18 protein-coding genes are annotated in these 25,939 nt (G+C 69.2%); 7 read left to right on the forward strand and 11 right to left on the reverse strand.

Annotation, left to right across the window (positions count from 1 at the left end):
• The 3 genes from purB to EK403_RS01140 all read right to left on the reverse strand — a co-directional run.
• The coding region (gene purB, locus EK403_RS01130) for an adenylosuccinate lyase (RefSeq protein ID WP_245479438.1) at positions 1-1,088 on the reverse strand (1,088 nt) is incomplete at its 3' end.
• Positions 1,089-1,210: 122 nt separating this feature from the next.
• Positions 1,211-2,038, reverse strand: a complete 828-nt coding sequence (locus tag EK403_RS01135; RefSeq protein WP_128775670.1) for an RNA methyltransferase — start codon at positions 2,036-2,038, stop codon at positions 1,211-1,213.
• Positions 2,039-2,104: 66 nt separating this feature from the next.
• The gene (locus tag EK403_RS01140) at positions 2,105-3,301 is read right to left on the reverse strand and encodes an MFS transporter (RefSeq protein ID WP_128775671.1); all 1,197 of its coding nucleotides are present in this window, start codon (positions 3,299-3,301) and stop codon (positions 2,105-2,107) included.
• A gap of 188 nt (positions 3,302-3,489) precedes the next feature.
• Between EK403_RS01140 and EK403_RS01145 the strand changes: the two genes are divergently transcribed.
• Both EK403_RS01145 and hisS read left to right on the forward strand, forming a co-directional pair.
• Positions 3,490-4,701 carry an NADP-dependent isocitrate dehydrogenase gene (locus EK403_RS01145; protein ID WP_128775672.1) on the forward strand — a complete coding sequence of 404 codons (1,212 nt, stop codon included), beginning with the start codon at positions 3,490-3,492 and terminating at the stop codon, positions 4,699-4,701.
• Positions 4,702-4,945: 244 nt separating this feature from the next.
• Positions 4,946-6,433, forward strand: a complete 1,488-nt coding sequence (gene hisS / locus EK403_RS01150; protein ID WP_128775673.1) for a histidine--tRNA ligase — start codon at positions 4,946-4,948, stop codon at positions 6,431-6,433.
• A gap of 324 nt (positions 6,434-6,757) precedes the next feature.
• On the opposite strand, the gene EK403_RS01155 is transcribed toward hisS, so the two are convergent.
• Complete coding sequence (locus EK403_RS01155) at positions 6,758-7,030, reverse strand: hypothetical protein (RefSeq protein WP_128775674.1); 273 nt, start codon at positions 7,028-7,030, stop codon at positions 6,758-6,760.
• A 256-nt stretch (positions 7,031-7,286) separates the two neighbouring features.
• Between EK403_RS01155 and EK403_RS01165 the strand changes: the two genes are divergently transcribed.
• Together EK403_RS01165 and hisG are read left to right on the forward strand one after the other, a co-directional pair.
• Positions 7,287-8,375 (forward strand): ATP phosphoribosyltransferase regulatory subunit, encoded by a 1,089-nt coding sequence (locus EK403_RS01165; RefSeq protein WP_128775675.1) that lies wholly within the window; start codon positions 7,287-7,289, stop codon positions 8,373-8,375.
• Positions 8,376-8,383: 8 nt separating this feature from the next.
• Positions 8,384-9,397 (forward strand): ATP phosphoribosyltransferase, encoded by a 1,014-nt coding sequence (gene hisG / locus EK403_RS01170; RefSeq protein WP_128775876.1) that lies wholly within the window; start codon positions 8,384-8,386, stop codon positions 9,395-9,397.
• A 159-nt stretch (positions 9,398-9,556) separates the two neighbouring features.
• Here the strand turns inward: hisG and alaS are convergent, their stop codons facing one another.
• The 4 genes from alaS to EK403_RS01190 form a co-directional block, all read right to left on the reverse strand.
• Complete coding sequence (alaS, locus tag EK403_RS01175) at positions 9,557-12,211, reverse strand: alanine--tRNA ligase (protein WP_128775676.1); 2,655 nt, start codon at positions 12,209-12,211, stop codon at positions 9,557-9,559.
• A 394-nt stretch (positions 12,212-12,605) separates the two neighbouring features.
• Complete coding sequence (gene recA / locus EK403_RS01180; RefSeq protein ID WP_128775677.1) at positions 12,606-13,682, reverse strand: recombinase RecA; 1,077 nt, start codon at positions 13,680-13,682, stop codon at positions 12,606-12,608.
• 728 nt (positions 13,683-14,410) lie between these two features.
• On the reverse strand, positions 14,411-17,557 hold the full coding sequence (locus EK403_RS01185; RefSeq protein WP_280986287.1) for an efflux RND transporter permease subunit: 3,147 nt from the start codon (positions 17,555-17,557) through the stop codon (positions 14,411-14,413).
• Positions 17,554-18,717 carry an efflux RND transporter periplasmic adaptor subunit gene (locus EK403_RS01190; protein ID WP_128775678.1) on the reverse strand — a complete coding sequence of 388 codons (1,164 nt, stop codon included), beginning with the start codon at positions 18,715-18,717 and terminating at the stop codon, positions 17,554-17,556. The genes EK403_RS01185 and EK403_RS01190 overlap by 4 nt, the downstream gene beginning before the upstream one ends.
• Positions 18,718-18,971: 254 nt before the next feature.
• On the opposite strand from EK403_RS01190, the gene EK403_RS01195 reads away from it, so the two are divergent.
• Positions 18,972-19,163, forward strand: coding sequence for a hypothetical protein (locus tag EK403_RS01195; protein ID WP_128775679.1), 192 nt, complete (start codon positions 18,972-18,974; stop codon positions 19,161-19,163).
• A gap of 21 nt (positions 19,164-19,184) precedes the next feature.
• On the opposite strand, the gene EK403_RS01200 is transcribed toward EK403_RS01195, so the two are convergent.
• Positions 19,185-20,516, reverse strand: a complete 1,332-nt coding sequence (locus EK403_RS01200) for a glycosyltransferase family protein (protein ID WP_128775680.1) — start codon at positions 20,514-20,516, stop codon at positions 19,185-19,187.
• 205 nt (positions 20,517-20,721) lie between these two features.
• Between EK403_RS01200 and EK403_RS01205 the strand changes: the two genes are divergently transcribed.
• Complete coding sequence (locus tag EK403_RS01205) at positions 20,722-21,627, forward strand: glycosyltransferase family 2 protein (RefSeq protein WP_128775681.1); 906 nt, start codon at positions 20,722-20,724, stop codon at positions 21,625-21,627.
• A 6-nt stretch (positions 21,628-21,633) separates the two neighbouring features.
• On the opposite strand, the gene EK403_RS01210 is transcribed toward EK403_RS01205, so the two are convergent.
• Both EK403_RS01210 and EK403_RS01215 read right to left on the reverse strand, forming a co-directional pair.
• Complete coding sequence (locus tag EK403_RS01210) at positions 21,634-22,680, reverse strand: glycosyltransferase (protein WP_128775682.1); 1,047 nt, start codon at positions 22,678-22,680, stop codon at positions 21,634-21,636.
• Between the two features lie 146 nt (positions 22,681-22,826).
• Positions 22,827-23,909, reverse strand: coding sequence for an ELM1/GtrOC1 family putative glycosyltransferase (locus EK403_RS01215; protein ID WP_164919451.1), 1,083 nt, complete (start codon positions 23,907-23,909; stop codon positions 22,827-22,829).
• A 204-nt stretch (positions 23,910-24,113) separates the two neighbouring features.
• Between EK403_RS01215 and EK403_RS01220 the strand changes: the two genes are divergently transcribed.
• On the forward strand, positions 24,114-25,937 hold the full coding sequence (locus EK403_RS01220) for an ABC transporter ATP-binding protein (protein ID WP_128775684.1): 1,824 nt from the start codon (positions 24,114-24,116) through the stop codon (positions 25,935-25,937).
• The last annotated feature ends 2 nt before the right edge of the window (positions 25,938-25,939 follow it).

Genomic DNA, 25,939 nt, shown 5'->3' on the forward strand with positions numbered 1-25,939 from the left:
GCGAGCAGAACGCGCTGCGAATGCACGAGCCCGCCGAGCCGGTCGAGATTGGCCTGCATCCGCTCGGGATAGACCAGCAGCTTCTCCACCACCCCGGCGAGCCGGTTGAGCGCGAAGTCGAGCGTCACGGTCGCGTCGGGCCCGATCATGCGCTCGACCGAGGAGTGCGAGATGTCCCGCTCGTGCCAGAGCGCGACGTTCTCCATCGCGGGCAGCGCGTAGGACCGCACCATGCGGGCGAGGCCGGTGACGTTCTCGGTCAGCACCGGGTTGCGCTTGTGCGGCATGGCGGAGGAACCCTTCTGCCCTTCGGAGAAGAACTCTTCGGCCTCCAGCACCTCGGTGCGCTGAAGGTGGCGGATCTCGATCGCGAGCCGCTCGGCAGACGAGGCCACGACGCCGAGCGTCGCGAAGAACATCGCGTGCCGGTCGCGCGGGATGACCTGGGTCGAGACCGGCTCGGGCGTCAGGCCGAGCTTCTCGGCGACGTGGGCCTCCACCGCCATGTCGATATTGGCGAAGGTGCCGACGGCGCCCGAGATCGCGCAGGTCGCGATCTCCCGCCTGGCGGCGATCAGTCGCTCTTTGGCCCTCGCGAACTCGACATAATAGCCGGCGAGCTTCAACCCGAAGGTCGTGGGCTCGGCGTGGATGCCGTGGCTACGGCCGATGGTGGGCGTCAGCTTGTGCTCGACCGCCCGGGCCTTGAGCGCCGCCAGCAGCCGGTCGACGTCGGCGATCAGGATGTCGGCGGCCCGCGCGAGTTGCACCGCAAGGCAGGTGTCGAGCACGTCGGACGACGTCATGCCCTGATGCACGAAGCGCGAGTCCGGCCCGACGAATTCGGCGAGATGGGTGAGGAAGGCGATGACGTCGTGTTTCGTCACGCGCTCGATCTCATCGATGCGGTCGACGTCGAACTTGGCCGCCCCACCCTTCTCCCAGATGGTCTTCGCCGCCTCCCTCGGGATCACGCCGAGTTCGGCGAGCGCGTCGCAGGCATGCGCCTCGATCTCGAACCAGATGCGGAACCGCGTCTCAGGCGACCAGATGTCGGCCATCTCGGGACGGGAATAACGGGGGATCATGGTCGGGCGCTCTGACAGTGGCGGGGCGGGCCGCGTCGTACCACGCGCCGCGCGGCGCGCAAGGCGAACGCAGGCGCCCTTGGCGAGATGCGAAATGCGTGGCGGGCCGAGCGGATCGGTCTCTAGCCGCCGTCGAGGTCCTTCAACGGCTTCAGATAGGTCCGTCCCCTGCCCTCCGGCCCTGGCCTGCCCTCGGACAGCGCCGCCACCATGCCGTGGAGCGTGCGGACGTCCTGCAGGCTCGGCTCCATACGGTGGATCATGTTGCGGATGTTGCGCACCATCGAGGCGCGCTTGTCGGGCGAACGGAAGAACCCGCTCTCGTCCAGCTCGCCTTCGAGATGGGCGAACAGCGCCAGCACCTCGTCATGGCTCGCGGGCGGCGACCGGGTCGGCATCTCGAAGGCCGGAGCGCCGCCCGTCGCCGCCTTGAACCATTCATAGCCGACCAGCAGCACCGCCTGGGCGAGGTTGAGGCTGGCGTAGGCCGGATTGACTGGAAAGGTGACGACCCGGCTCGCGAGCGAGATCTCGTCATTCTCGAGGCCGGTGCGCTCGCGCCCGAACATCACGCCGCATCGTCCGCCCTGCGCGGCCTCCACGACCATGAGGCGGGCCGCCGCCCCGGGCGCGTCGACGGGCTTCGCCTGGCCGCGCTCGCGGGCCGTGGTGGCAAGCACCAGGGTGAGGCCGGCGAGCGCGTCCTCGACCCGCTCAAAATGCCGCGCGGCGTCGATGACGTGATGGGCGCCGGCGGCGAACACCCGCGCCTTCTCGCCCTCGGCCTGCGCCCTGCCCCGCACGATCCGGAGCTCGGACAGCGCGAAGTTCGCCATCGCGCGCGCCACAGCCCCGACATTCTCGGCGAGTTGCGGCTCGACCAGAATGATCGCCGGCCCCGCGGGCAGGCTCGCGGCGAGGTCGGACTTGGTGCGGTCGGTGCCGGCCATGGCTCCTCGAAGCTCGACGACGGAAAGCGCGGAGCGATAGCACGCCGCCGCCGCGTCGCGCCAAGCTCAGTCGCGGCCGCGGTCGAACACCGCGAAGGCGAAAGTTGCAAGCGGCAGCGCCGCGCCGACCACCGCCACGCCCGGCCAGCCGTAGGCCGTCATCAGCGGGCTGACCAGCGTCGACCCCACGGCGCCGCCGAGGAACAGGATCGCGACATAGAGCCCGTTCAGGCGACCGCGCGCCTCGGCCGAGAGCCCGTAGATCGCGCGCTGGCCGAGGATCATGTTGAGCTGGACGCCGACGTCGACGACCACCGCGCCGACCAGCAGGCCCGCGACGCCGAGCCAGCCGTCCGCGCCGGCGACCGTGAAGCCGAGCGAGGCGAGGCCAAGCGCCGCGAGCGTGCCCGGATAGGTCAGGCCGCGGTCCGCGAGCCTGCCGGCCCAGGGCGCGACCAGCGCGCCGCTCGCGCCCGCGAGCGCGAACAGTCCGACCATCGTATGCGAGAAGCCATAGGCCTCAATCAGGCGCATCGGCGCGGCCGTCCAAAACAGGCTGAAGACCGCGAACATTGCGGCCTGGTAGCCGGCCCTGCGGCGCAGCACGGCGTGCCCGGCGAGCAGCCGCGGCATCGAGGCGAGGAACGCGCCGTAGCCCATGCCGCCCTGCGGACGGCGCGACGGCACGGCGGCGCGCACCACGACCGCGATCAGCAGCATCAGCGCGGCCGACAGCGCGAAGACGGCGCGCCAGCCGGCGAGGTCCGCGAGCACGCTCGACACGGGCCGCGCGAGGAGGATGCCGAACAACAGCCCGCTCATCACCGTGCCGACCACCTGGCCGCGCGTCTCTTCCGGCGCTGCGCTCGCCACGATCGGCAGCAGCATCTGGGCGGCGACCGACCCGACCCCGATAAGGAAGGATCCGGCGAAGAACACGCCGCCCGAGGGCGAGACCGCGGTGAGCGCGAGCGCGAGCGCCGCGGCGGCGAGCGTCACGGTCAGCAGACGCCGACTTTCGAACAGGTCGACCAGCGGCGCGACCAGGATGAGCCCGACGCCGTAGCCGAGCTGCGTCAGCGCGACCACGGAACTCGCGGCCGCGGGCGCGATCCCGAGGCCGGAGGCGATGAGGTCCACCAGCGGCTGGGCGTAATAGAGATTGGCCACGATCGCGCCGCAGGCGATCGCGGCGATCAGGACGAGGCGCGCGTCGACGGCGGCGGGCGCGACGCGGACGGCGGCGCAGTCGGCTTGACTCATGACAAGTCCTTAGGGAGGAAGCGCCGCCTTAGGTGAGCCCGCCGCCGCCGAAGGGAAGACGCTGATGCGCAGAACGCGCCATGCGTCTGCGCATGTCGGAGCTTTCGCGCCGCCGCGGGCTCGTGCTATCGAGCGCCGCATTGCCGCAGCGCAACCGTCGCCTCCCACCCGCGAAAGGCTGTCCGCTCATGTCGAAGATCAAGGTCGCAAACCCCGTCGTCGAGCTCGACGGGGACGAGATGACGCGGATCATCTGGGCCAAGATCAAGGACAAGCTGATCCATCCCTATCTCGACCTCGACCTCGAATATTACGACCTTGGCGTCGAGCACCGCGACGCGACCGACGACAAGGTGACGGTCGAGGCGGCCGAAGCGATCAAGAAGCACGGGGTGGGCGTGAAGTGCGCGACCATCACGCCGGACGAAGCCCGCGTGAAGGAGTTCGGCCTCAAGAAGATGTGGCGCTCGCCGAACGGCACGATCCGCAACATCCTCGGTGGCGTGATCTTCCGCGAGCCGATCATCTGCAAGAATGTCCCGCGCCTGGTGCCGGGCTGGACGCAGCCCATCGTGGTCGGCCGCCACGCCTTCGGCGACCAGTACCGCGCGACTGATTTCCGTTTCCCGGGCAAGGGCAAGCTGACGATCAAGTTCGTGGGCGAGGACGGCCAGACCATCGAGCACGAGGTGTTCGACGCGCCTGGCTCCGGCGTCGCGATGGCGATGTACAACCTCGACGACTCGATCCGCGATTTCGCCCGCGCCTCGCTGAATTACGGGCTGGCGCGTGGTTTCCCGGTCTATCTCTCGACCAAGAACACCATCCTCAAGGCCTATGACGGCCGCTTCAAGGACATCTTCCAGGAAATCTACGAGGCCGAGTTCAAGGACAAGTTCGCCGACAAAAAGATCTGGTACGAGCATCGGCTGATCGACGACATGGTGGCGTCCGCCCTGAAATGGTCCGGCGGCTATGTCTGGGCCTGCAAGAACTATGACGGCGACGTGCAGTCCGACACTGTGGCGCAGGGCTTCGGCTCGCTCGGCTTGATGACCTCGGTGCTGACGACCCCGGACGGCAAGATCATGGAGGCGGAAGCCGCCCACGGCACCGTCACCCGCCACTATCGCGAGCACCAGAAGGGCAAGGCGACGTCCACGAACTCGATCGCCTCGATCTTCGCCTGGACCCGCGGCCTCGGGCATCGCGCCAAGCTCGACGACAATTCCGAGCTCAAGGCCTTCGCCGAGATGCTGGAAAAGGTCTGCGTCGCGACCGTCGAGGCCGGCCACATGACCAAGGATCTCGCGTTGCTGGTCGGCGACGAGCAGAAATGGCTGACCACCGAGGGCTTCCTCGACAAGGTCGACGAGAACCTCCAGAAGGCGATGGGCTGAGGCGCGGAGGCTTTCGCGCCGCCTCGCTTTTCTTTAGAGCGGGACAGGAGACGTTTGGCGCGTTCAACCGCGCCCGTCATCCCGGCCGAAGTGCCGGGATCCATTTCCTCCGCGTGCGCCAGCCTTGCGCGGTCGGTGATAATGGGTTCCGGGACAAGCCCGGAACGACGGCGGCGTTTCTACGCCCAACCAGTGTGTGGACGCGCTCTAGCGGAGCGCGCCCTTCTTTCCCGACGAGACTTCGATGACCGTCCGCCGCGCCGACCTTACGCCCGCCCGCCTGCCGCGCGGCTTCGCCGACCGCGGCGCGGCCGAGCTGAAGACGCTGCGCGAGATGACCGAGCGCATCCGCGAGACCTACGAGCTCTGGGGCTTCGAGGGGCTGGAGACGCCGGTCTTCGAATACACCGACGCGCTCGGAAAATTCCTGCCGGACCAGGACCGGCCAAATGCCGGCGTGTTCTCGCTGCAGGACGACGACGAGCAGTGGATGTCGCTGCGCTACGACCTCACCGCGCCGCTGGCGCGCTTCGTGGCGGAGAACTTCCAGCGGCTGCCAAAACCCTATCGCAGCTACCGTTTCGGGCCGGTGTTCCGCAACGAGAAGCCGGGTCCGGGCCGCTTCCGCCAGTTCCTGCAGTTCGACGCCGACATCGTGGGCGCGGCGAGCGTCGCGGCCGACGCCGAGATGTGCATGATGATGGCGGACGCGCTCGAGGCCGTCGGCGTCAAGCGCGGCGACTATGTCATCAAGGTCAACAACCGCAAGATCCTCGACGGCGTGATGGAGGCGATCGGCCTCGGCGGCGAGGAGAACGCGGGGCGGCGGCTGACGGTGCTGAGGGCGATCGACAAGCTCGACCGGCTGGGGCCCGAGGGCGTGCGGGCGCTGCTCGGGCGGGGGCGCAAGGACGAGAGCGGAGATTTCACCAAAGGGGCGGGCCTCGACGACGAGGCCGCGCTCCGTGTGCTGTCGATCCTCAAGGCCAAGACGGCCGATAACCTTGAAACAGCCCGCCGTCTGTTTGAAGAGTTCTCCTCTACTGAGTCCGGCCAGGACGGAGCCCGCGAACTCTCGGCGATCGCAACCTTAATCGAGCAGGCGGGATATGAGGGTCGCGTCTCCATCGATCCCTCCGTGGTCCGCGGGCTCGAATACTACACCGGGCCGGTCTACGAGGCCGAGCTCACCTTCACGATCGAGGATGACGACGGCCGTCCCATCCAGTTCGGCTCGGTGGGCGGCGGCGGGCGCTATGACGGGCTGGTGGGCCGCTTCATGGCCGAGGACACGCCGGCGACCGGCTTCTCCATCGGCGTCTCGCGCCTTCTCGCCGCGCTTACCGCGCTGAAGGGCGAGACGGCGCCCGCCGCCGACGGACCTGTCGTTGTGCTGGCGCTCGACCGCGAGCATATCGGCCGCTCGATGGCCCAGGCCGCGAAGCTGCGCGAGGCGGGGATCGCCGCGGAGGTCTATCTCGGCTCGTCCGGCATGAAGGCGCAGATGAAATACGCCGACCGCCGCCGCAGCCCTTGCGTCGTCATCCAGGGTTCGGACGAGCGCGAAGCCGAGATACCGCAGGTGACGCTGAAGGACCTCGTCGAGGGCGCGAAGGCCGCGGCCGCGATCAAGGAGCGCTCGGAGTGGACCGAGAGCCGCCCCGCGCAGGTGACGGTGCCTGAGGAGCGCTTGGTCGAGGAAGTGCGCGCCATTCTCGCTCGGCACGGTTAGCGCCGCGCCCATGTCCCGGCCTCGAGCCGGGACCCATTGAGCGCTGAGGGTTCGAAAAAATGGCGTCGCTGGCTGCGCTGCGTCGGACGATCATCGCGGCGAATGGGTCCCGGCTCGAGGCCGGGACGTGAGGGCGGAGCTCGTTCGTCAGGCGTCTTCGCGGCGTCGCCCCCTCCACCGCTTCGCGGTCCCCCTCCCCCGCTTCGCAGGGGAGGAGCAGGGACGGCGCCGCTTCGGATCCTCCTCCGCGACGCGGAGGAGGGGGACCATGCGAAGCATGGTGGAGGAGGCCCGAGCGCGACGCGCTCTCTGCGCTCCCCGCCCCTACCGCACGGACGCGAGCGTCTCCGTCACGTCCGCTTCCGTCACCTGCGCCATCGGCTTCATGAACTTCACGGCCTCGGTCTTGCGCCCGACCCGCATCAGCAGAACGACCGTCTCGGCGCCGCCGCAGGCCGGGTCGCCGCAGGCGATCTCGCTCACCGTCACGGCGTCGTCCTCGCCGAGGCCCAGAGCCTCGCGGACGAGCGCAGCGACCCGGCGGGACGCGTCGGCGCGGGCCGGGTCTTCGCGGGATCGGCGGAACAGCAGGGCCATGGGCCGCAATCTAGTCCGCCGCCGCGGCGCGCCGCCAGAGGCGCGGCCGATAATCATCCGGCGCGAAAAGGGTCGCGCGGAGCGGGACGGCCTGCTAGAGGCACAATCCGTTTCGACGCCTTCGCCCCGTCATGCCCGGGCTCGACCCGGGCATCCATCATCTTCGCCAGGGGATGGATCGCCGGGTCAAGCCCGGTGATGACGGCTCATCCTGTCCGGCCCCTCGCACGCTGATCGCAGAACTCTAAGCCTTCCCATGTCCTCCCCCCGCGCCCTTCCCAGTTCCTTCGTCGAGCGTCTCGAGGGCGCGGGCTTCGCGCGCGTGACGCCCGGCGTGCTGCAGCCGGCCGAGCCCTTCCTCGACGTGATGGGCGAGGAGCTCCGCCAGCGCGTCTTCCTCACCAGCGACGCCCAGGGCCACGAGCTTTGCCTCAGGCCCGACTTCACGATCCCGACCGCGCTGATCCACATCTCGCGGGGGGCCTGCGACGCGCCGGGCGCTTACTTTTACGAGGGGCCGGTGTTCCGCCACGGCTCCAACGGCGGCGAGGCGCCCCAGGCGGGCGTCGAGAGTTTCGGCCGGGCCGACGCCATCGCGGCCGAGACCGAGGTGCTGGCGCTCGCGATCGAGGCGTGCGGAGCGCTCGGCCTGCCCGAGCCCGCGATCCGGATCGGCGACCGCGCGGTCGTTGAGGCCGCGGTCGACGCGCTCGACGCGCCGGTCGCGTTCCGCCGCCGGCTGAAGCGCTCGCTCGCCCATGGCGGCACGCTGGAGGCGCTGAGCGTCGCGCGCGCCGAGGAGGCCGAGCACGCCGGCCTGTTCGCGGCGCTCGCGGCCGCGGGGCCGGAGAGCGGGCGCGCGGTGATCGAGGACCTGCTGTCGCTCGCCGGCATCGCCGCCGTGGGCGGCCGCACCGCGGGCGAGATCGCAGAGCGCTTCCTGGAGCGCGCCGAGGCGCTGTCCGTCGAGCTTCCGGCCGACGCGCGGCGCGCGCTCGGCGCGCTGCTCGCCGTCGACGACCTTGCGCCAGAGGCGCTCGCGACGCTTCAGGCTCTGTCGGAGTCGGCCGGCGTGTCGACCGCCGTCGCGACGCTCGGGGAGCGGCTCGACACGTTCCGCAAAGCCGGCCTGCCGGTCGAGCGCATGCGCTTCCAGACCCGCTTCGGCCGCGGCCTCGACTATTACACCGGCCTCGTCTTCGAGCTTTCGGGCGCGTCGGGGAGCGAGCCGGTCGCCGGCGGCGGCCGCTATGACGGGCTTCTCACCGCGCTCGGGGCGCCGAAACGCACGCCGGGCGTCGGCTTCGCGCTCTGGCTCGAGCGTTTCCCTGGGGCGCGGCCATGAGCGGGAAGCTGTCCGATAAACTCATCCTGGGCGTGCCCTCCAAGGGCCGCCTGCAGGAGAACGTCTCGGCCTTCTTCGGACGCGCGGGGCTGACTTTCGTGCAGCCCGGCGGAGCGCGCGACTATCGCGGGGCGATCGCCGACGTGCCGGGCGTCGAGGTCGCGTATCTCTCGGCGTCCGAGATCGCGGGGCAGTTGGCGAGCGGCGCGGTCCACCTCGGCGTGACCGGCGAGGACCTGATCCGCGAGACCATCCCCGACGCCTCAGCTCGCGTAAAACTGCTGCAGCCGCTCGGCTTCGGCTATGCCGACGTGGTGGTCGCGGTCCCGCAGGCCTGGATCGACGTGAGCTCGATGGCCGACCTCGACGACGTCGCCGAGGACATGCGCCGCCGACACGGGCGCCGCCTCAGGGTTGCGACGAAATATGTCAATCTCACCCGCGGCTTCTTCGCCTGGAAGGAGCCGCGCGACGGACGGCCGGCGACCGGCGTCTCGAACTACCGCATCGTCGAGAGCGCCGGCGCGACCGAGGGCGCGCCGGCGGCGGGCGCGGCCGACGTCGTGGTCGACATCACCACCACAGGCGCCACGCTGAAGGCGAACGCCCTGAAGGTGCTGGACGACGGCGTCATGCTGAAGAGCGAGGCGCATCTGGTCGCGAGCCTGCGCGCGGACTGGACCGCCGAGGCGCGCGACGCCGGGCGTGCAGTCCTGGCCCGGATCGCCGCGGAGGTGCGGGCGCGCGCGGTGCGCGAGGTGCGGGCGCGCTTCCAGGGACGGGTGGAGCGGCTGATCGTCGATCTCGGCGCGCGCTTCGACGCGCGGGCGCCGTTCGGGCCGCCGGCGGAAGGGACGCCGCTGGTGCTGCACGCGCCCAAACGCAAGCTGTTCCCGCTGATCGAGGCGCTGCAGGCGGCCGGGGCCGGGGCCGTGACGGTCTCGACGCTCGAAGACGTGTTCGAGACCGAGCCGCCGCTGGTCGCGGCGCTGATGTCGGCGCTTGGGGATCAGACAAAATAAAAGGCGGAACCGCCTCGGGGGACAGCGGTTCCGCCTCATGAGGCTGACCGGTCGGGGGGGCCGGTCGCCTGACCAAAAGCTCTGTTGCGTGAGCTTTCGAGCATAGAACGCGGCCTTCGACCGCCGGTTCCGGCCCCCTGCAAAAAATTTTGGAACGGTTCAGGCAGCCGCCAGCCGGGCCGCCACCGCGTCGAGCGCCTCGGCCGCCTTAGCTCCGTCCGGACCGCCGGCCTGAGCCATGTCGGGCCGTCCGCCGCCGCCCGCGCCGCCGAGCGCGGCGGAGGCCGCGCGGACCAGCTCGACGGCGTTGAACTTCTCCGTGAGATCCGACGTGACGCCGACCACGACGCCGGCCTTGCCCTCGGCCGTCACCCCGACGATGGCCGCGACGCCGGAGCCTAGAGAGCGCTTGGCCTCGTCCACCAGCCCCTTCAGGTCCTTCATCTCGACGCCCTCGACCGTGCGGGCGAACAACTTGACGCCGCCGACCTCGCGCGTCGCGTCCTGACCCGACGCGCCGCCGCCCATCGCGAGCTTCTTGCGCGCCTCGGCGAGCTCGCGCTCGAGGCGCTTGCGCTCCTCGATCAGCGTCTCCACACGGGAGACCAGTTCTCCCTCGGGCGCCTTGAGCAGCGCCGCGATGTCGGCGACGCGCGCGTTCTGCGTCTCGAGATGGAGCCGCGCCGCCTCGCCGGTCAGCGCCTCGACGCGCCGCACGCCGGACGCCACGCCGCTCTCGCCCACGATCGTGATCGGGCCGATCTCGCCGGTGGAGCGCACGTGGGTGCCGCCGCAAAGCTCGACCGAGAACGCCTTGTTCGACCCCGGCTCGCCGCGGCCCATCGAAACCACGCGGACCTCGTCGCCATATTTTTCGCCGAACAGCGCACGGGCGCCCGACTCCATGGCGTCGGCGACCGGCATCACGCGGGTCACGACAGGGTCGTTCTGCCAGACCACGGCGTTGGCGACGCGTTCGACCTCGGCGAGATCGGCGTCGGAGATCGGCTTCGGATGGCTGAAGTCGAAGCGGAGGCGATCCGGCGCGACCAGCGAGCCCTTCTGCGCGATGTGGTCGCCGAGCGTGAGCCTGAGCGCCTCGTGCAGCAGATGGGTCGCCGAATGGTTGCCGCGCACGCCCGAGCGGCGGGCGTGGTCGACGATCAGCGCGACCTCGTCTCCGATCGAGATCGCGCCCTCGCGGACCTCGACCGAGTGGACGAACAGGTCGCCGAGCTTCTTCTGGACGTCCGTGACCGCGGCGGAGACGCCGGGACCGCGCATGGCGCCGTGATCGCCCACCTGGCCGCCCGATTCGCCGTAGAACGGCGTCTGGTTGACGACCACGAGGCCGCTCTCGCCCGTGGACAGCCGCTCGACCTCGGCGCCGTCCTTGACGATCGCGACGACGGCGGCCTGCGCCTCCTCCTCTGCGTAGCCCAGGAATTCCGTGGGTCCGACGCGGTCGCGCACCGAGAACCACACAGTCTCGGTCGCGGCCTCGCCCGAACCGGACCAGGCGGCGCGCGCCTCCGCCTTCTGCCGCGCCATCGCGGCGTTGAAGCCGTCGACGTCGACCGCGACGCCACGCGGCCGCAGCGCGTCCTGCGTCAGGTCGAGCGGGAAGCCGTATGTGTCGTAGAGTTTGAAGGCGGTCTCGCCCGGCAGGCTGTCGCCGTCCCCGAGCCCCGCGGAGGCCTCGTCCAGCAGCCCGAGGCCGCGCGCGAGCGTCTGCCGGAAGCGCGTCTCCTCGAGCTCGAGCGTCTCCTCGATCAGGCTTTCGGCCCGCACGAGCTCCGGATAGGCGCCGCCCATCTCCCGCACCAGCGCCGGCACAAGGCGGTGCATCAGCGGATCCCTGGCGCCGAGCAGCTGGGCGTGGCGCATCGCGCGCCGCATGATCCGGCGCAGCACGTAGCCGCGGCCCTCATTGCCCGGCAGCACGCCCTCGGCGACCAGGAAGCTAGAGGCTCTCAGGTGGTCGGCGATCACGCGGTGGCTCGCCCTGGCCTCGCCTTCGGCCGGCACCCCGGTCGCCTCGACGGCGGCGGCGATCAGCGCCCTGAAGAGGTCGATGTCGTAGTTCGACGACGCGCCCTGCAGGATCGCCGAGATGCGCTCGAGCCCCATGCCGGTGTCGATCGAGGGACGCGGGAGGTCGCGCCGGTCGCCGGGCGCGATCTGGTCGTATTGCATGAAGACCAGGTTCCAGAATTCGAGGAACCGGTCGCCGTCCTCGTCCGGGCTTCCGGGAGGCCCGCCGAACAGCTTGTCGCCCTGATCGAAGAAGATCTCCGAGCACGGGCCGCAGGGGCCGGTGTCGCCGGCCGCCCAGAAATTGTCGGACGACGCGATGCGGATGATCCTGTCGTCCGGCAGACCCGCGATCTTCTTCCAGAGGCCGTGCGCCTCGTCGTCGTCGATATAGACGGTGACGAGGAGGCGGTCCTTCGGCAGATCGAAATGCTTGGTGACGAGCGTCCAAGCCAGCTCGATGGCGCGGTCCTTGAAATAGTCGCCGAACGAGAAATTCCCGAGCATTTCGAAAAAGGTGTGATGCCGTGCGGTGTAACCGACATTGTCGAGATCGTTGTGCTTGCCGCCGGCGCGCAGGCATTTCTGGGCCGTGGTCGCGGTCGTGTAGGCGCGCTTCTCGAGCCCGGTGAACAGCGTCTTGAACTGGACCATGCCGGCGCTGGTGAACATCAGCGTCGGGTCGTTGCGCGGCACCAGCGGCCCAGACGGCACGACGGCGTGGCCCTCGCCCGCGAAATAGTCGAGGAAGGTCTTCCGGATCTCGTTGACGCCGCTCATCGTGCCCTGGAGGTTCGTCGCTTGGGTCCCGCGCCCGCGCCGGCCGAAAACGACCGGCGCCCCGTCATGCCAAGCCATTGAGCTTCTGCATCACGAGGCGCGGCGGCACCTTAGACAAGGCGGCGAGCCGCTGTCCAGAAAGCTGGCCCCGGCGCGACGCCCGGCCGCGAACTGAGCCAACCCTTGCTTCCGGAAACCACCCTTCACCTCTCCCCGTTGGGGAGAGGTCGACGTCGCGACAGCGAGGGCGGTTGAGGGGAGCAGGTCTTCCGCGAGATGGCGACGCCCCCTCACCCGGCCTTACGGGCCGACCTCTCCCCGCTGGGGAGAGGTGAAGGACGGCGCCGCGTCGCTCATGTGATCCGCCGGAGAGCGAAGGGCGCAGGCGACCCCGTCAGGCGTCGACGTCGGGGTCCGAGGGATCGACCTCGTCGAAGATCTTGTCGGCGATGACGCCGGCGGCCTGCCGCACCTCGGTCTCGATGCGACGCGCGACGTCCGGATTGTCCTTGAGGTGAAGCTTGGCGTTCTCGCGGCCCTGGCCGAGGCGCTGACTGTCGAAGGAGTACCAGGCGCCGGACTTCTCGACGATGCCGGCCTTGACGCCGAGATCGATGAGTTCGCCGGTCTTCGAGACGCCCTCGCCATACATGATGTCGAACTCGACCTGCTTGAACGGCGGCGCGACCTTGTTCTTCACGACCTTCACGCGGGTCTGGTTGCCCACGACCTCGTCGCGATCCTTGATCGCGCCGATGCGGCGGATGTCGAGCCGGACCGAACAGTAGAACTTGAGCGCGTTGCCGCCCGTGGTGGTCTCGGGGCTGCCATACATCACGCCGATCTTCATGCGGATCTGGTTGATGAAGATCACCATGGTGCGGGACTTCGAGATCGAGCCGGTGAGCTTGCGCAGCGCCTGGCTCATCAGACGCGCCTGCAGGCCGGGCTGCACCTCGCCCATCTCGCCCTCGAGCTCGGCGCGCGGGGTGAGGGCGGCGACCGAATCGACCACCAGCACGTCGATCGCGCCCGAGCGGACCAGCGTGTCGGTGATTTCGAGCGCCTGCTCGCCGGTGTCCGGCTGCGAAATCAGCAGGTCTTCCAGATTGACGCCGAGCTTGCGGGCGTAAACCGGGTCGAGGGCATGCTCGGCGTCCACGAAGGCGCAGACGCCGCCCTTCCTCTGGGCTTCGGCGATGGTGTGCAGCGCGAGCGTCGTCTTCCCCGAACTCTCGGGCCCAAAGATCTCGATGATCCGCCCGCGCGGCAGGCCGCCGACGCCGAGCGCGATGTCGAGCCCGAGCGACCCCGTCGACACCGTCTCGATCTCGGCCGCCGCCTGGCCCGCGCCGAGCCGCATGATCGAGCCCTTGCCGAAGGCGCGCTCGATCTGAGACAGCGCGGCGTCGAGCGCCTTGGTCTTGTCCATGGAGCTTCCTTCGACGAGACGAAGCGAGGGCTGGGGCATCGCGGGGCGCTCCTTATGGCACGGTGTGCGGCGGGGCTTCAACGCAACCAGATGTACCTGATTTGTTCACGGAACGCAAGGCGAACAAATTCGGCACGCGCGCTCCGCATTTCTTGTCAGCCGCGGCCCCAAAGCGTCGTCAGAGATCGGCTGGAAGCGGTTGAGCGCTTGTTCCGGCGGCTGCTTTGCTCCGGTCGCTCGACAACACGATTATCGTTTGACCGAAACCGCGCGACACTTGTTCAATTCTCGAGGTCTCATTGGCAGAGATTAAGAGTTTCATAAAATCTCAGAACTATATTGCGGTTTACGCCTTCCTTAGCTTATCTGGTCGGGCCAATCTCCAATATAATGCACACGTCATTATTGATAAGATCATAAAAAACGCGAATTGGGACGCCGACGCTCTCCACCCAAAAGCAAAACCGCCACTTCTTAAGCCCGGCATTACAAAATAATAGCTCAACAAGAGACCCACAATAATCCCGCCGCTTAAGTAAAAATATATGCTTGTACATTTAAAATAATTCAGTAAGAATATTGACGGAAGCCCTATCAAGACAGCGCACGCCAAGGACACCGTCCCCACCAACTGCATTGTCCATATTGCTAGTCGAAAGTTGTCGCCAAGCAACGTTAAGACGCACAGCAGTAAACCAGGAAACAGGGCGATCAAGAAGAGGCAGGCTACCTCCCTGGTGGATATGAATCTCTTCATGTAAAGGGCCTCACTCCGCCGGCGCGGCGGCCGCATGCCCTGATTCGGGCCGCCCGCCGCGCAGCCGGATCGCCAGCCGGTCGAGGTAGAGATAGACCACCGGCGTCGTGAACAGCGTCAGCAGCTGGCTCACGATCAGGCCGCCCACCATCGCGTAGCCGAGCGGCTGGCGGAGCTCGAAGCCGACGCCCGTTCCGATCATCAGCGGCACGCCGCCGAGCATCGCCGCCATGGTGGTCATCAGAATCGGCCGGAAGCGCAGCATGCAGGCCCGGCGGATCGCCTCCTCGGGCGCGAGGCGCTCGGCGCGCTCGGCGGCGAGCGCGAAGTCCACCAGCATGATGCCGTTCTTCTTCACGATGCCGATCAGCAGCACGATGCCGATCAGCGCGATCAGGCTGAACTCGAAGCCGACGAGATGCAGCACCCCGAGCGCGCCGACGCCGGCGGAGGGCAGCGTCGACAGGATCGTCAGCGGGTGGACGAAGCTCTCATAGAGGATGCCGAGGATGATGTAGACCGCGATCAGCGCGGCGAGGATCAGCAGCGGCACCGTCGAGATCGAGGCCTGGAAGGCCTGCGCCGTGCCCGCGAAGGAGCCGGTCAGCGAATCCGGCGCCCCGAGGCCGCGGATCGCGCTCTGCACCGCGATCGTCGCCTCGCCGAGCGCGACGCCCGGCGCGAGGTTGAAGGACAGCGTCACCGCCGGGAACATGCCCTGGTGGTTGATGGTGAGCGGCGCGGTCTCCTCGCGGGTCCAGGAGGCGAGTGCGGAGAGCGGCACCTGCTCGCCATTGCCCGGCGCCCGGACATAGAGGCGGTTCAGCGTCTCGATGTCGCCGCGCTCGACGGGCGGCGCCTCGAGGATCACCTTGTAGGTGTTGAGCTGGGTCGAGAACTGCGCGACCTGGCGCTGCCCGAAGGCGTCGTAGAGCGTGTTCTCGACGGCCTCCGGTTGGATGCCGTAGCGCGACGCCTGATCGCGGTCGATGCTGAGCGTCAGCGTCGCGCCGGAATCCTGGCTGTCGGTCGCGACGTCGCGCAGCTGAGGCAGCTTCTTCAGCGCCTCGAGCGCACGCGGAGCGAACTCGTTCAGCGTGTTGATATTGGCGTCCTGCAGCACGTACTGGTACTGCGTGCGGGTCCGCCGTCCGCCGAGGCGCACGTCCTGGGCGGACTGCAGGAACATCTGGACGCCCTCGACCTCGGCGAGCTTCGGCCTCAGCCGGGTGATGATCTCGTCGGCGGAGGCGTCGCGCTCGTCCTGAGGCTTCAGCGTGATGAAACTGCGGCCGGCGTTCGGCGGCGCAGCGCCGCCGCCCGCGCCGATCAGGCTTCCGACGGTCAGGACCGCGGGATCGGCGAGCAGGATCCGGTCGAGCGCCTGCTGGCGGTCGGCGAGCGCCTCGCTCGAGGCGTCCTGCGCCACCTCGCTCGAGCCGGTGATCAGCCCGGTGTCCTGCTGCGGGAAGAAGCCCTTCGGGATCGTCACGAACAGGTAGACCGAGGTCGCGATGGTCGCGAAGAACACCATCAGCGTCACGAACCGATGGCGCAGCACCACGTCGAGGGCCCGGCCATAGCCGGCGAGCAGCGCGTCGAAGGCGCGTTCGATGAAGGCGTAGACGCGCCCGTGACGAACCTCGTGCTCGCCCTTGAGGTGGCGGGAGGCGAGCATCGGCACCAAAGTGAGCGACACGACCGCCGAGACCGCGATGGTGATCGCGACCGTCATGGCGAATTCGCGGAACAGGCGGCCGATGATGCCGCCCATCAGCAGCAGAGGGATGAAGGCCGCGACCAGCGACACGCTGATCGACACGATCGTGAAGCCGATCTCGCCAGCGCCCCTGAGCGCCGCCTGTAGCGGCTTCATGCCTTCCTCGATGTGGCGGGCGATGTTCTCGATGACGACGATCGCGTCGTCGACCACGAAGCCGACGGCGATAACCAGCGCCATCAGCGAGAGGTTGTTGAGGCTGTAGCCGAAGGCGTACATCACGGCACAGGCGCCGAGCAGCGATATCGGCACCGCGAGCGACGCGATCACGGTCGCCCAGAGGCTCCGCAGAAAGACGAAGATCACCAGAACCACGAGGATGATGGCCTCGATCAGGGTCTTCTGGACCTCCTGGAGGGACGCCCGGATCGTGGTCGTCCGGTCGCTCATGATCTCGACCTTGAGCCCCGGCGGCAGCGAGGCGACGAGGCGCGGCATCTCGGCCTTGATGGCGTCGACGGTCTCCACGACGTTGGCGCCGGGCTGCTTGCGGACGACGATGAGCAGCCCGCGCTGGCCGTTGACCCAGGCGGCCTGATAGCGGTCCTCGGGGCCGGTCATGGCGCGGCCGACGTCGCGCACCCGGATCGGCGCGCCGTCGCGATAGGCGAGGATCACGTCGTTCCAGCGGTCGGCCTGCGCGAGCTGGCCGTCCGAATAGATCGTCAGGGCGTTCCGCCGCCCGTCGATCACGCCCTTCGGGCTGTCGGTCGTGACCGTCGCCATGACGCCGCGGATCTCCTCGAGAGTCAGGCCCTTGGAGGCGATCTTGGCGGGATCGATCTGGACGCGGATGGACGGCTTCTGCTCGCCCGCGATGGTGACCTGGCCGACGCCCGACAGCTGGCTGATCTGCTGGGCGATGCGGCTGTCGGCGAGATCGTTCGCCGTGGTCAGCGGCATCGTGTCGGAGCGCACTGAAAGCAGGAGGATCGGGCTGTCGGCGGGGTTGGTCTTGCGATAGCTCGGCGGCGAGGGAAGGTTCGGCGGCAGCTGTCCGCTCGCGGCGTTGATGGCCGCCTGGATGTCTTGCGCGGCGGCGTCGATGTCTCGGCCGAGCTCGAACTCCGCCGTGATCGTGGTCGCGCCGACCGCGCTGATCGAGGTGAGCTCGCTCAAGCCCGGAATCTGCGCGAACTGGCGTTCGAGCGGCTGGGCCACCGACGACGCCATCGTCTCGGGGCTCGCGCCCGGAAGGTTCGCGGTGATCTGGATCGTCGGAAAGTCGATCTGCGGCAGCGGCGCGACCGGCAGACGGCTGTAGGCCGCAAGCCCAACGAGCACGAGCGCCGCCATCGCGAGCCAGGTCGCGACGGGGCGCCGGATGAACGGGCCCGAAACGCCGCCCGAAACCTCCGCGCCGGCCGGCGCGGTCACTGGGTGGCCACTCCTTCGGCCGACGCAGGAGCGCGCGCCTCGGCGGCCCGCGAGACCTCGAGCCGGCTGCCCGGCTGGACGCGAGACGCGCCCCCCGTCACCACGCGGTCGCCCGCCGCGACGCCTTCACGGAGCACCGCAAGGCCGTCGGCCTGACGCGCGACCACGATCTTGCGCCTCTCCGCCTTATCCTCCGCGCCCACCACGAAGGCGAACGCGCCCCGGGGCCCACGCTGGACCGCCTCCTCGGGCACGGTGACGACCTCGCGCAGCGTGTCGACATGGACCCGCACGCTGACCGACTGGCCGGGCCATAGCGCGCCGTCCCTGTTCGCGAAGGTCGCCTTCGCCTTGAAGGTGCCCGTCGCCTGGTCGATCTGGCTGTTCAGCACCGAGACCACGCCGCGCGCGAGCTCACGGCCGTCGGGCGCGAAGGCGATCGCCTCGACCGCGCCGCGGCGCATCGCGGCCGACATGTCGGAGAAGTCCCGCTCCGGCAGGGTGAACACCGCGGTGATGGGCTCGATCTGCGACAAAGTCACGATCCCGGTCGCGTCGGAGGAGCGCACCAGATTGCCCTTGTCGACGAGCCGAAAACCCGTGCGGCCGTCGATCGGCGCGCGGATCGTCGCGTAGTCGAGCTGCGTCTGCGCGCTCTCGATCGCGGCTGCGTCGCCCTCGATCTGCGCCGTGAGCTCGGCGACCCGGGCCTTCTGCTGGTCGACCTGCTGGCGCGAGGCGTAATTCGACTGCGCGAGCTGCTGGGAGCGCGCGAGGTCGCGCTCGGCGTTGGCGAGCGACGCCTCGTCCTGCGCCTTCTTGGCCTTGGCCTGGTCGAGCGCCGCCTTGTAGGGGCGCGGATCAATCTGGACCAGGAGGTCGCCGGCCTTGACCTGCCTTCCTTCCTCGAAGGCGATCTCGGTCACCGCGCCGTCGACGCGGCTTCTCACCGTCACGACGTTGAGCGGCTGCACCACGCCGAGGCCGGACAGCGAGATCGGCACGTCGGCGCGCCGCGCCTCAGCGACCGTCACGGGCACCCGCGGGTCTACGCGCACGCTCGGGATCGCGGCGTCCGCGCCGCCCTGCATCCGCCAGACGCCGAAACCCGCCGCGCCCGCCAAGGCGAGCGCGAGGACGAAATAGGCGCGTCCTGCCATCTGTCGCTTGTTCCGTCCTTGCTACGGCGCGGCGCGGCGATGTCGGCCGATCCAACCCGCCGCCGGTTCGGCGTCGCCGCTAGACTCCACTCAGCGACAGCGAGAGTAACGCATTTTCACGCCCTATACGCCCCCTCCGCGATGACATGCGCGTGTCGCGCCCGGGACGGCCTCGCGCCGCCGTCGGAAGAAGCTCATGGCTTGCCGGCCCCGCAGGCGACGCCATATCCACACACCCGTGGCGGAGAACAACCATGCATTCATTCGAAATCGGCGAGACGGCTCATTTTCTCGGCAGTCCTGTAGGGGCCAAACCACAGGAGGCCGAAGTCATCGCGCGTCTGCCGCTCGAGGACGGACAGCCCGGCTACCAGGTCCGCTGCCTTGGCGACGGTCGGATCCGCCACGTGCTCGAGTCCGACCTCAAGGCGCCCGCCGCGAACTGACCCCGCCGAGAATCGGGCCCGTCAGGCGGCGCGCGCCACGCTCGGCGCGCCGCCATGCAGGCGGGCCGAGCGCCGGCCGGTCGATGGGTCGACCGTGAACAGCGCCCAGCGCCGTCCCGGATTGCGGTTCGCGGCGAGCTCCATCTGGAGGCGCCACCATTCGGGCGGCAGCGGCGCGGCGCCTGCCGGCGGCCTGCCGGGCTCGAGCGGCACGGCCACATAAACGAAGCGCTTGGCCGCGGCGAACAGCTCGTCCAGCGCCCACGCGACGTCCTCCTCCGGCAAGCCCGAGAGCGAGTCGATCGCCGCCACGCCGTCATGCGGCCCGACGACTTTCGTCGCGAACGGAGCGCTCGGCCCGACGGGCACGGTCTTGGCCCCGGCGAAGGCGCGGGGAGCGCCGTCGGCCGAGGGGGCCGAGACGTCCAGAACATCCTTCGCTCCGGTCGCCGTCACGAGCTTCGCCACTTCGGACGCATGGCGACGCTCGTCGCCGGCCGTCGCCGGCGCGGCGTTCCCTGCCCGCGCGATGGCGTCGGCGAAGCCGCCGCTCGGATGGTCGCGTGCGAAGGTCGTGAAGCGCGCCGCGTCCGCGGAGCGCTCGAGCGCGTGCCACACCTCGCCGTCCGGGTGCGGCTCATAACGGAGCTGGTCCGGGAACGGCCGCCAGGGCTGGGTCCTGAGCGTTGTGAAGTGGAAGCACTTGGACCGGTCGGCGGAATATTCGCTGTCCCGGGCGTTCCATTCGCCGGGCAGTTTCCCGAACAGGCCGCGCCCGTTCATGATTCCGAGGAAGAAGTCGCGCTTCAGCGGCTGGCGCGCGTCCTCGATCCGCCAATGCGGCGCCATCTTGGCGCAGTCGATGAGCGCGACCGAGGTCTCGTCCTGCTCGACGCACAGGATCGCCGCGTCGCCCATCTCGAGGTCGAACAACTCGGAGGGGTCGGCCAGATAGATCTGGTCGACGTCATTGTAGATCGCGCGGCCTCGCCGCCCCGCGAGCTCGGGGATGGCGTAGCGGTAGTTCGTGAAGCCCGTGGTCCAGCCTGACCGGTCGAACCCTTTCAGGTTCTTCATCAGATGGATCTCGTAGGCGCGCGACGGCTCGCGGACCTGCAGCACCGACCAGACGAACACGCGTTCGGCGCGCGCCTGCAGGGGTTCGGTGCCCAGAAAGATCCGCACCGGCGGTTTCGGCGACGGCGCGACGCCCGGCTCCGGGTCGAGGCGCACCACCTCGGGCGCTTCGCGATGGCCGGGCGGGCGCGGCCGGTCCTTGCGGAACCAGAACTTCGGGTGGCGATGATACCACCGCGTCTTGTACTTCTTGCGGGTGTCAGGAGTCTTGCCCACGTCCGTCTCTCTTCGACGTTTTGGGCGCCGCCAGGGGCTGGCGGGCGGGCCGGCACGCTATGCCGGGGGGTCGCGTCGCGCAAGCCGCAAGCCGTGCTCGCGGGACGGACGGCGCTGGCGCCGCGCCGCCCCCCTCGGATAGAAGTCGCCGGTCGAAGCTGGCGGCTCACAACCCTCCGCCGGCCATTCTGCATGGGCGAGACGCATGGCCGAAATCGCGATCGTCATGCCCGTCTTCAATCGCGAGCGCAGCGTCGGCGCCGCGATCGACAGCGTGCTGGCGCAGGAGTTCGACGACTTCGAACTGCTGATCGTCGACGACGGGTCCAGGGACGGCACGGTCGCGGCGGTCCGCGCCTATGACGACCCGCGGATCAGGCTGATCGTCCAGGACGTCAACCGGGGCGGCAACGCCGCCCGCAACCGGGGCGTCTCGGAGGCGACGGCGCCGCTCGTCGCCTTCATCGACAGCGACGACGCCTTCCTGCCGCACAAGCTCGGATATCTGGTCACGTTCTTCTCAGAACGTCCCGAAGTCGACGTGCTGATCGACAGTTTCGAGCTCGTCTATCCGCCGGAGACGGGAAAGTCTCCCGCCCCGCGCCTCAATCCCGTGCTCGACGGCAGCCCCGAGATCGAGCAGGCGATCTTCGACCGGCGGGTGTTCAAGGCGACGCCCGCGATCAGCGCGCGCCGGGACGCGATCCTGCGCGCCGGCATGTTCGACGAGACTCTGAAGCGCCGGCAGGATTTCGACCTGATGCTGCGGCTGACCAAAGTCGCGCGCTGCGCCACGACCGACGCGATCCTGTGGACCAAGCAGTGGTCGGCTGACGCCATCTCGGCCAAGGACGACACCTTCGCGGCCGCGACCATCGACCTCTGCCGCAGGCATCCGCAATATCTCGCCGACCCGCGATTCCGGCCGGGCCTCGCCCGCGACGTCGCGCGCCACTTCGTCCGGCTCGGCGCCAAGGGCGCGCTCGGGGTGGCGGCCGCGGACGCGCGACGCCTCGGCCAGGAGTTCGGCGCAAGGACGCTCGCCCGGCTTGCGGCGCAGGGCGTCGTGGAGATCGTCAGGCGGAAGCGCGAGAAGAAGGCCTCGCGCTGAGCGGCGTCAGCCGTGGACGAAGGCGGCGGGCGGCGTTCGCGCGCCGGGGCTCTCGGGCAGCGGGCCGAAGCTGCGCGTCAGCGCGCTCTGGAGCTGGCCGACCAGGGCCGCGCCGAAGAAGCCCAGCGTCACCAGCATGGCGAAGGGCCGCTGCCAGACCGGCAGGCCGACCTCGCCGCCCTTGGTGACGATGCGCTTCCAAGACCGGAACAGCTTCGACGCGAAGAACTGGAACGCGAAGCCGACACGGCCGAGCCGGCTCTTGGTCACCGTGTGATAGCCTTGGAAATCGCGGTCCATGCCGGTGGTCCAGGCGCGCCAGGCGAGGAACTTGTAGCCCGGGTGCGGCGCATGGATCGTCATGGCGTCCGCGGTGCGCGTCCATTTGAAGCCGCGCTGGTCGATGTCGCGCAGCCAGAAGCCGCACTGCTTCTTGAACGCAGGCAGGTCCGGGAACGGGTTGCTGCGGATGAAGTCGCCGCGGAAAGCGCAGTTGTTGGCGTGGATCTTCTTGCGCTTCACCGTCTGCTTGCGCTCGCTCGGCAGGTTGAAGATCCAGCTCAGCGCCATGGTGCGCGACAGGAAGTCCTCGTGTCCGAGCACGGTGAAGCCGCCGACCGCCATCATCTCGGGGTCGGCGAACGGCTTCAGCAGGCCCTCCAGCCAGCCGGGCTGCGGACCCGCGTCGCTGTCGAGCATGATGACGAAATCGGTGTTCGCCCGCGCGACGCCATAGTTCTTCAGCTTGTAGTAGGTGAGGCCCGGGGTCGCGACGAGCTCGATATCGGCCAGCGTCCGGAGCTTCGGCGCGACCTCGTCGATGACGTTGTCGATGGTCGAGGCGCTCACCGCGCCTTCGTCGTAGAGATACATGACGCGCGGCTTCACGGTCATGCGGTTGTGCGCGCGCTCCAGCTCGTCCTGGAAGCACGTCATGGCGCGCTTCGCCCACTCGTCCTCGACGTCGATGGCGTTCTCCCATTCGACGATCACGGTGAAGGGCGGAAGCGGAGCCTCGGTCGCGGCCGAAGGCGCAGTCTCGGTCATGGTCATGGATGTCGTCCTCGCTCGCGCGACGGATCGGCGGCGGCGTTCGCGCCAGCCTGCCTTTGGCCGACCCCATAAACCAGCGCGCCCGCGCGTTCAACGAAGAACGATTCTGACTTCGGCGGGCTGGAGGCCGGAGACACCGCCTTCGGCTATGTCCCGAGGACCGAACGCATCCGGTCCGCGAGCCGCTCGCGCTCGTCATGCGGGGCGGGAGACTTCCGGTTGAGGCGGCCGTCGAACACCCGGCCCCAGCCCCGCTCCTCGATCATCCGGTGGAAGGCCGCAAACTCGCGGCGCGGCGTGACGAGACCGTCGGACATGATCTTCCGGCAGAGCGGCGCGAACAGGCCTCCGCGGATCGCCGTGCGGGCGATCCAGGCCCGCGCCAGTGAGATCGGCCGCATTGGCGGCTCGTGCAGCGGATAGATCGTCAGCGGCCGCTGCGCCTGAATCGCCTCCGCGAGCATGGATTCGCTCTCACCCGTGACCACGAGCAGGTCGGCGTTGGCGAGGATCGCCAGATAGGGGTTCTTGGAGCGGTCCGGCGACCATTCGAACAGCCGCGCCTCTCCCGCCGCCGCGCGGATCGCAGCGACGGCGTCGGTCGGCGTCCGGGGGCTGGTGACGATCGCTAACCCACCCCCGGTCTCCGCCGCCGCGGCGGCGGTCTCCTGAGCCATGCGGCCGGCGAACTCAGCCGTGAGGTCGTGCTGCCCGGTCGGTCCGCCGACCAGAAAGGCCGTGCGCGGCCGCTGGAGCCCCGCCAGCGGGTCAGGCTCGTTCTTCGCGATCTCGTCGAGGCGCTCCCGATCGACCTGGGTCAGCGGCAGATCGATCTCGAGCAGCTTCGGGTCGGGAACCTGGCGGAAATAGGAGAGCCGCACGGTGAGGTCCGCGACTCCATCGGGCGTCTTGCGGCCCAGAAGCACCGCCTTGGCGCGGCCGCGGCTCGCCTGCTTGATCCAGCTCACGACCGGCACGGACCGCCGGCCGGCCGCGATCACGAGGTCGGGGAAAGGTGGCGCGATCTGTTCGCGGGACCGATCATCGAGAGTGTCGAGGGAGGCGCCGCGACGCCCGAACCAGCGGCTCTCGGGAGTCCGGAAGCAAAGCGCCTTCTCGATCGACGGCAGGCCGAGCGCACGGGCTGCCCCGAGCACCTGGGTCCGGTTGCCCGGACGATCGTCTGTGAGGAGCCAGACGATCGGTCCGGCGGAAGGCGGCTCGGTCATGAATTCTCTGGCGGAACTCCAAGCGGCGACGACCGCCGCCCGAACGCGCCGGTCATGACGGCCATGGCCGTCATGCAGCCGCGCACGCGGCTTCGTCAACGCCATGCGCTTGAGACGGCGCCCGAATGCTCATAGACAGAGCGCCGTCGCAAGGGTCCGAGAACCCGGGTCGCGCGCGCCCCGCGCGCCGCAGCCGAAATCGCCATGACGCCGAAGCGGACCGCAATCCTCACAGACGAAAAACGCGCCCGGCCGTCGACGCTGATGCGGATCGCCTCGGTGATCCCGCTCCGGCGCACGGTCGTGACGCTGGTCCTGCTCGTGCTCGCGGGCGCCGCCGAAGGCATCGGCATCGCGAGCCTGCTTCCGCTTGTCGCCGCGGTCGGTCCGGAAGCCTCGCAGCCCAAGGGCGCGAGCGGAAAGATCGCCCATGCGGTCGAGAGCATCGGGCTCGAACCGACGCTCGGACTGTTCGTCACGGTGCTGATCGTCGGCATGCTGCTGAAGGCAGCCCTCACCATCATCGCGATGAACCGGGTCGGGCGCGCGGGCGCCGACGTCGCGACCAAGATGCGCCTCGACCTGATCGAGTCGCTGCTCGCGGCGCGCTGGTCCTACTATGTGCGCCAGCCGGTCGGCCGCTTCTCCGCGTCGCTCTCGATCGAGGCCATGCAGTCGGGCGAAGCATACAACTCTCTCTGCAAGTTCGCCGCGGAGATGATCCAGGTCGTCACCTATCTCTCGGTGGTCACGCTGTTCTCGTGGCAGCTCGGGCTGCTGTCGGTCGCCGTCGGCCTGATCATGGTGCTGACGCTGAACCGCTTCATCTCGATGGCGAAGCGCGCCGCGCGCAAGCAGAAGAAGCGGGTCAGCGCGCTGGTCGGCGCCCTGACCGACCTCCTGGTCGGCATCAAACCCATGAAGGCGATGGGTCGGCAGGCGCGCTTCAAAGAGCTGTTCGAGCGCGACGCCGAGGCGATCCGCAAGGCGCAGCGCCGCCAGTCCTTCGCCCGCGACACCAATAAGGCGCTGCAGGAGCCGATCCTGGCGATCTTCATCGCGATCGGCGCCTATGTGACGATCGGCGTGATGGAGATGCCGACCGGCCAGGTCATCGTCATGGCGCTGCTGCTCGGCCGCACCGTGTCGACCATCGGCAAGGCCCAGCAGCAGCTCCAGTCGGTCCGCCTCCAGCAGGCCGGCTTCAACGCCATCAGCAACTCGATCGAGATCGCCCGCGGGATGCGCGAGCAGACCCGTCCGGGCGTCGCGCCGGCCTTCGAGCGCGGAATCGAGTTCCGCAACGTGTCCTTCGCCTTCGGGGACACCGAAGTGATCAAGGACGCGAGCTTCGAGGCGCCGAAGGGGCGGGTCACCACCATCACGGGCTCGTCCGGCGCCGGCAAGACCACGACGGTCGACCTGCTGCTCGGGCTGCACGAGCCCTCGGGCGGCGAGATCCTGGTCGACGGCGCGCCGCTGCAGTCGATCGACCTCCTAGCCTGGCGCAGGCTGACCGGGTACGTCCCGCAGGAGCTGATGCTGTTCCACGACACGCTGCGCGCCAATGTGACGCTCGGCCAGCCGGAATTCACCGACGAGGACGTGGCCCGCGCGCTCGAGCAAGCGGGCGCCGCCGATTTCGTCGCAAGCCTGCCGGAAGGCGTCGACACGGTGGTGGGCGAGCGCGGCTCGCGGCTGTCCGGCGGCCAGCGCCAGCGCATCTCGATCGCCCGCGCGCTGATCGACCGGCCGCGTTTGCTCATCCTCGACGAGGCCACCACCGCGCTCGACCCCGAGACCGAGGCCGCGATCGTCGCGAACGTGGTCGAGCTCACCCGGCGCACCGGCCTGACGGTGCTCGCGATTTCGCACCAGCCGGCCTGGGCGCGGGCGTCCGACAACGTCGTCCACCTCGCCAACGGCGTCGTCACCAAGATTGACAGGCGCGCCCCGGAGTGGTCGACCCCCGCGGAGCCGGAGACAGAACAGCCGCCGCGCGTGCGCGCGCTCGGCCCAATGTCCTGATC

It is taken from the genome of Hansschlegelia zhihuaiae, from assembly GCF_004103825.1.
Classification (GTDB): Bacteria; Pseudomonadota; Alphaproteobacteria; order Rhizobiales; family Methylopilaceae; genus Methylopila; species Methylopila zhihuaiae.

What these genes read in the sequence shown, in the direction of transcription:
- alaS (WP_128775676.1), bottom strand. Translation starts at nt 12,211, where the DNA reads ATGAGCGGCGTCAACGAGATCCGGAAGACCTTCCTCGACTATTTCGCG.
- EK403_RS01220 (WP_128775684.1), top strand. Translation starts at nt 24,114, where the DNA reads ATGACGCCGAAGCGGACCGCAATCCTCACAGACGAAAAACGCGCCCGG.
- recA (WP_128775677.1), bottom strand. Translation starts at nt 13,682, where the DNA reads ATGCCCCAGCCCTCGCTTCGTCTCGTCGAAGGAAGCTCCATGGACAAG.
- EK403_RS01195 (WP_128775679.1), top strand. Translation starts at nt 18,972, where the DNA reads ATGCATTCATTCGAAATCGGCGAGACGGCTCATTTTCTCGGCAGTCCT.
- EK403_RS01215 (WP_164919451.1), bottom strand. Translation starts at nt 23,909, where the DNA reads ATGACCGAGCCGCCTTCCGCCGGACCGATCGTCTGGCTCCTCACAGAC.
- hisS (WP_128775673.1), top strand. Translation starts at nt 4,946, where the DNA reads ATGACCGTCCGCCGCGCCGACCTTACGCCCGCCCGCCTGCCGCGCGGC.
- EK403_RS01155 (WP_128775674.1), bottom strand. Translation starts at nt 7,030, where the DNA reads ATGGCCCTGCTGTTCCGCCGATCCCGCGAAGACCCGGCCCGCGCCGAC.
- EK403_RS01190 (WP_128775678.1), bottom strand. Translation starts at nt 18,717, where the DNA reads ATGGCAGGACGCGCCTATTTCGTCCTCGCGCTCGCCTTGGCGGGCGCG.
- EK403_RS01210 (WP_128775682.1), bottom strand. Translation starts at nt 22,680, where the DNA reads ATGACCATGACCGAGACTGCGCCTTCGGCCGCGACCGAGGCTCCGCTT.
- EK403_RS01140 (WP_128775671.1), bottom strand. Translation starts at nt 3,301, where the DNA reads ATGAGTCAAGCCGACTGCGCCGCCGTCCGCGTCGCGCCCGCCGCCGTC.
- EK403_RS01205 (WP_128775681.1), top strand. Translation starts at nt 20,722, where the DNA reads ATGGCCGAAATCGCGATCGTCATGCCCGTCTTCAATCGCGAGCGCAGC.
- EK403_RS01145 (WP_128775672.1), top strand. Translation starts at nt 3,490, where the DNA reads ATGTCGAAGATCAAGGTCGCAAACCCCGTCGTCGAGCTCGACGGGGAC.
- EK403_RS01135 (WP_128775670.1), bottom strand. Translation starts at nt 2,038, where the DNA reads ATGGCCGGCACCGACCGCACCAAGTCCGACCTCGCCGCGAGCCTGCCC.
- EK403_RS01165 (WP_128775675.1), top strand. Translation starts at nt 7,287, where the DNA reads ATGTCCTCCCCCCGCGCCCTTCCCAGTTCCTTCGTCGAGCGTCTCGAG.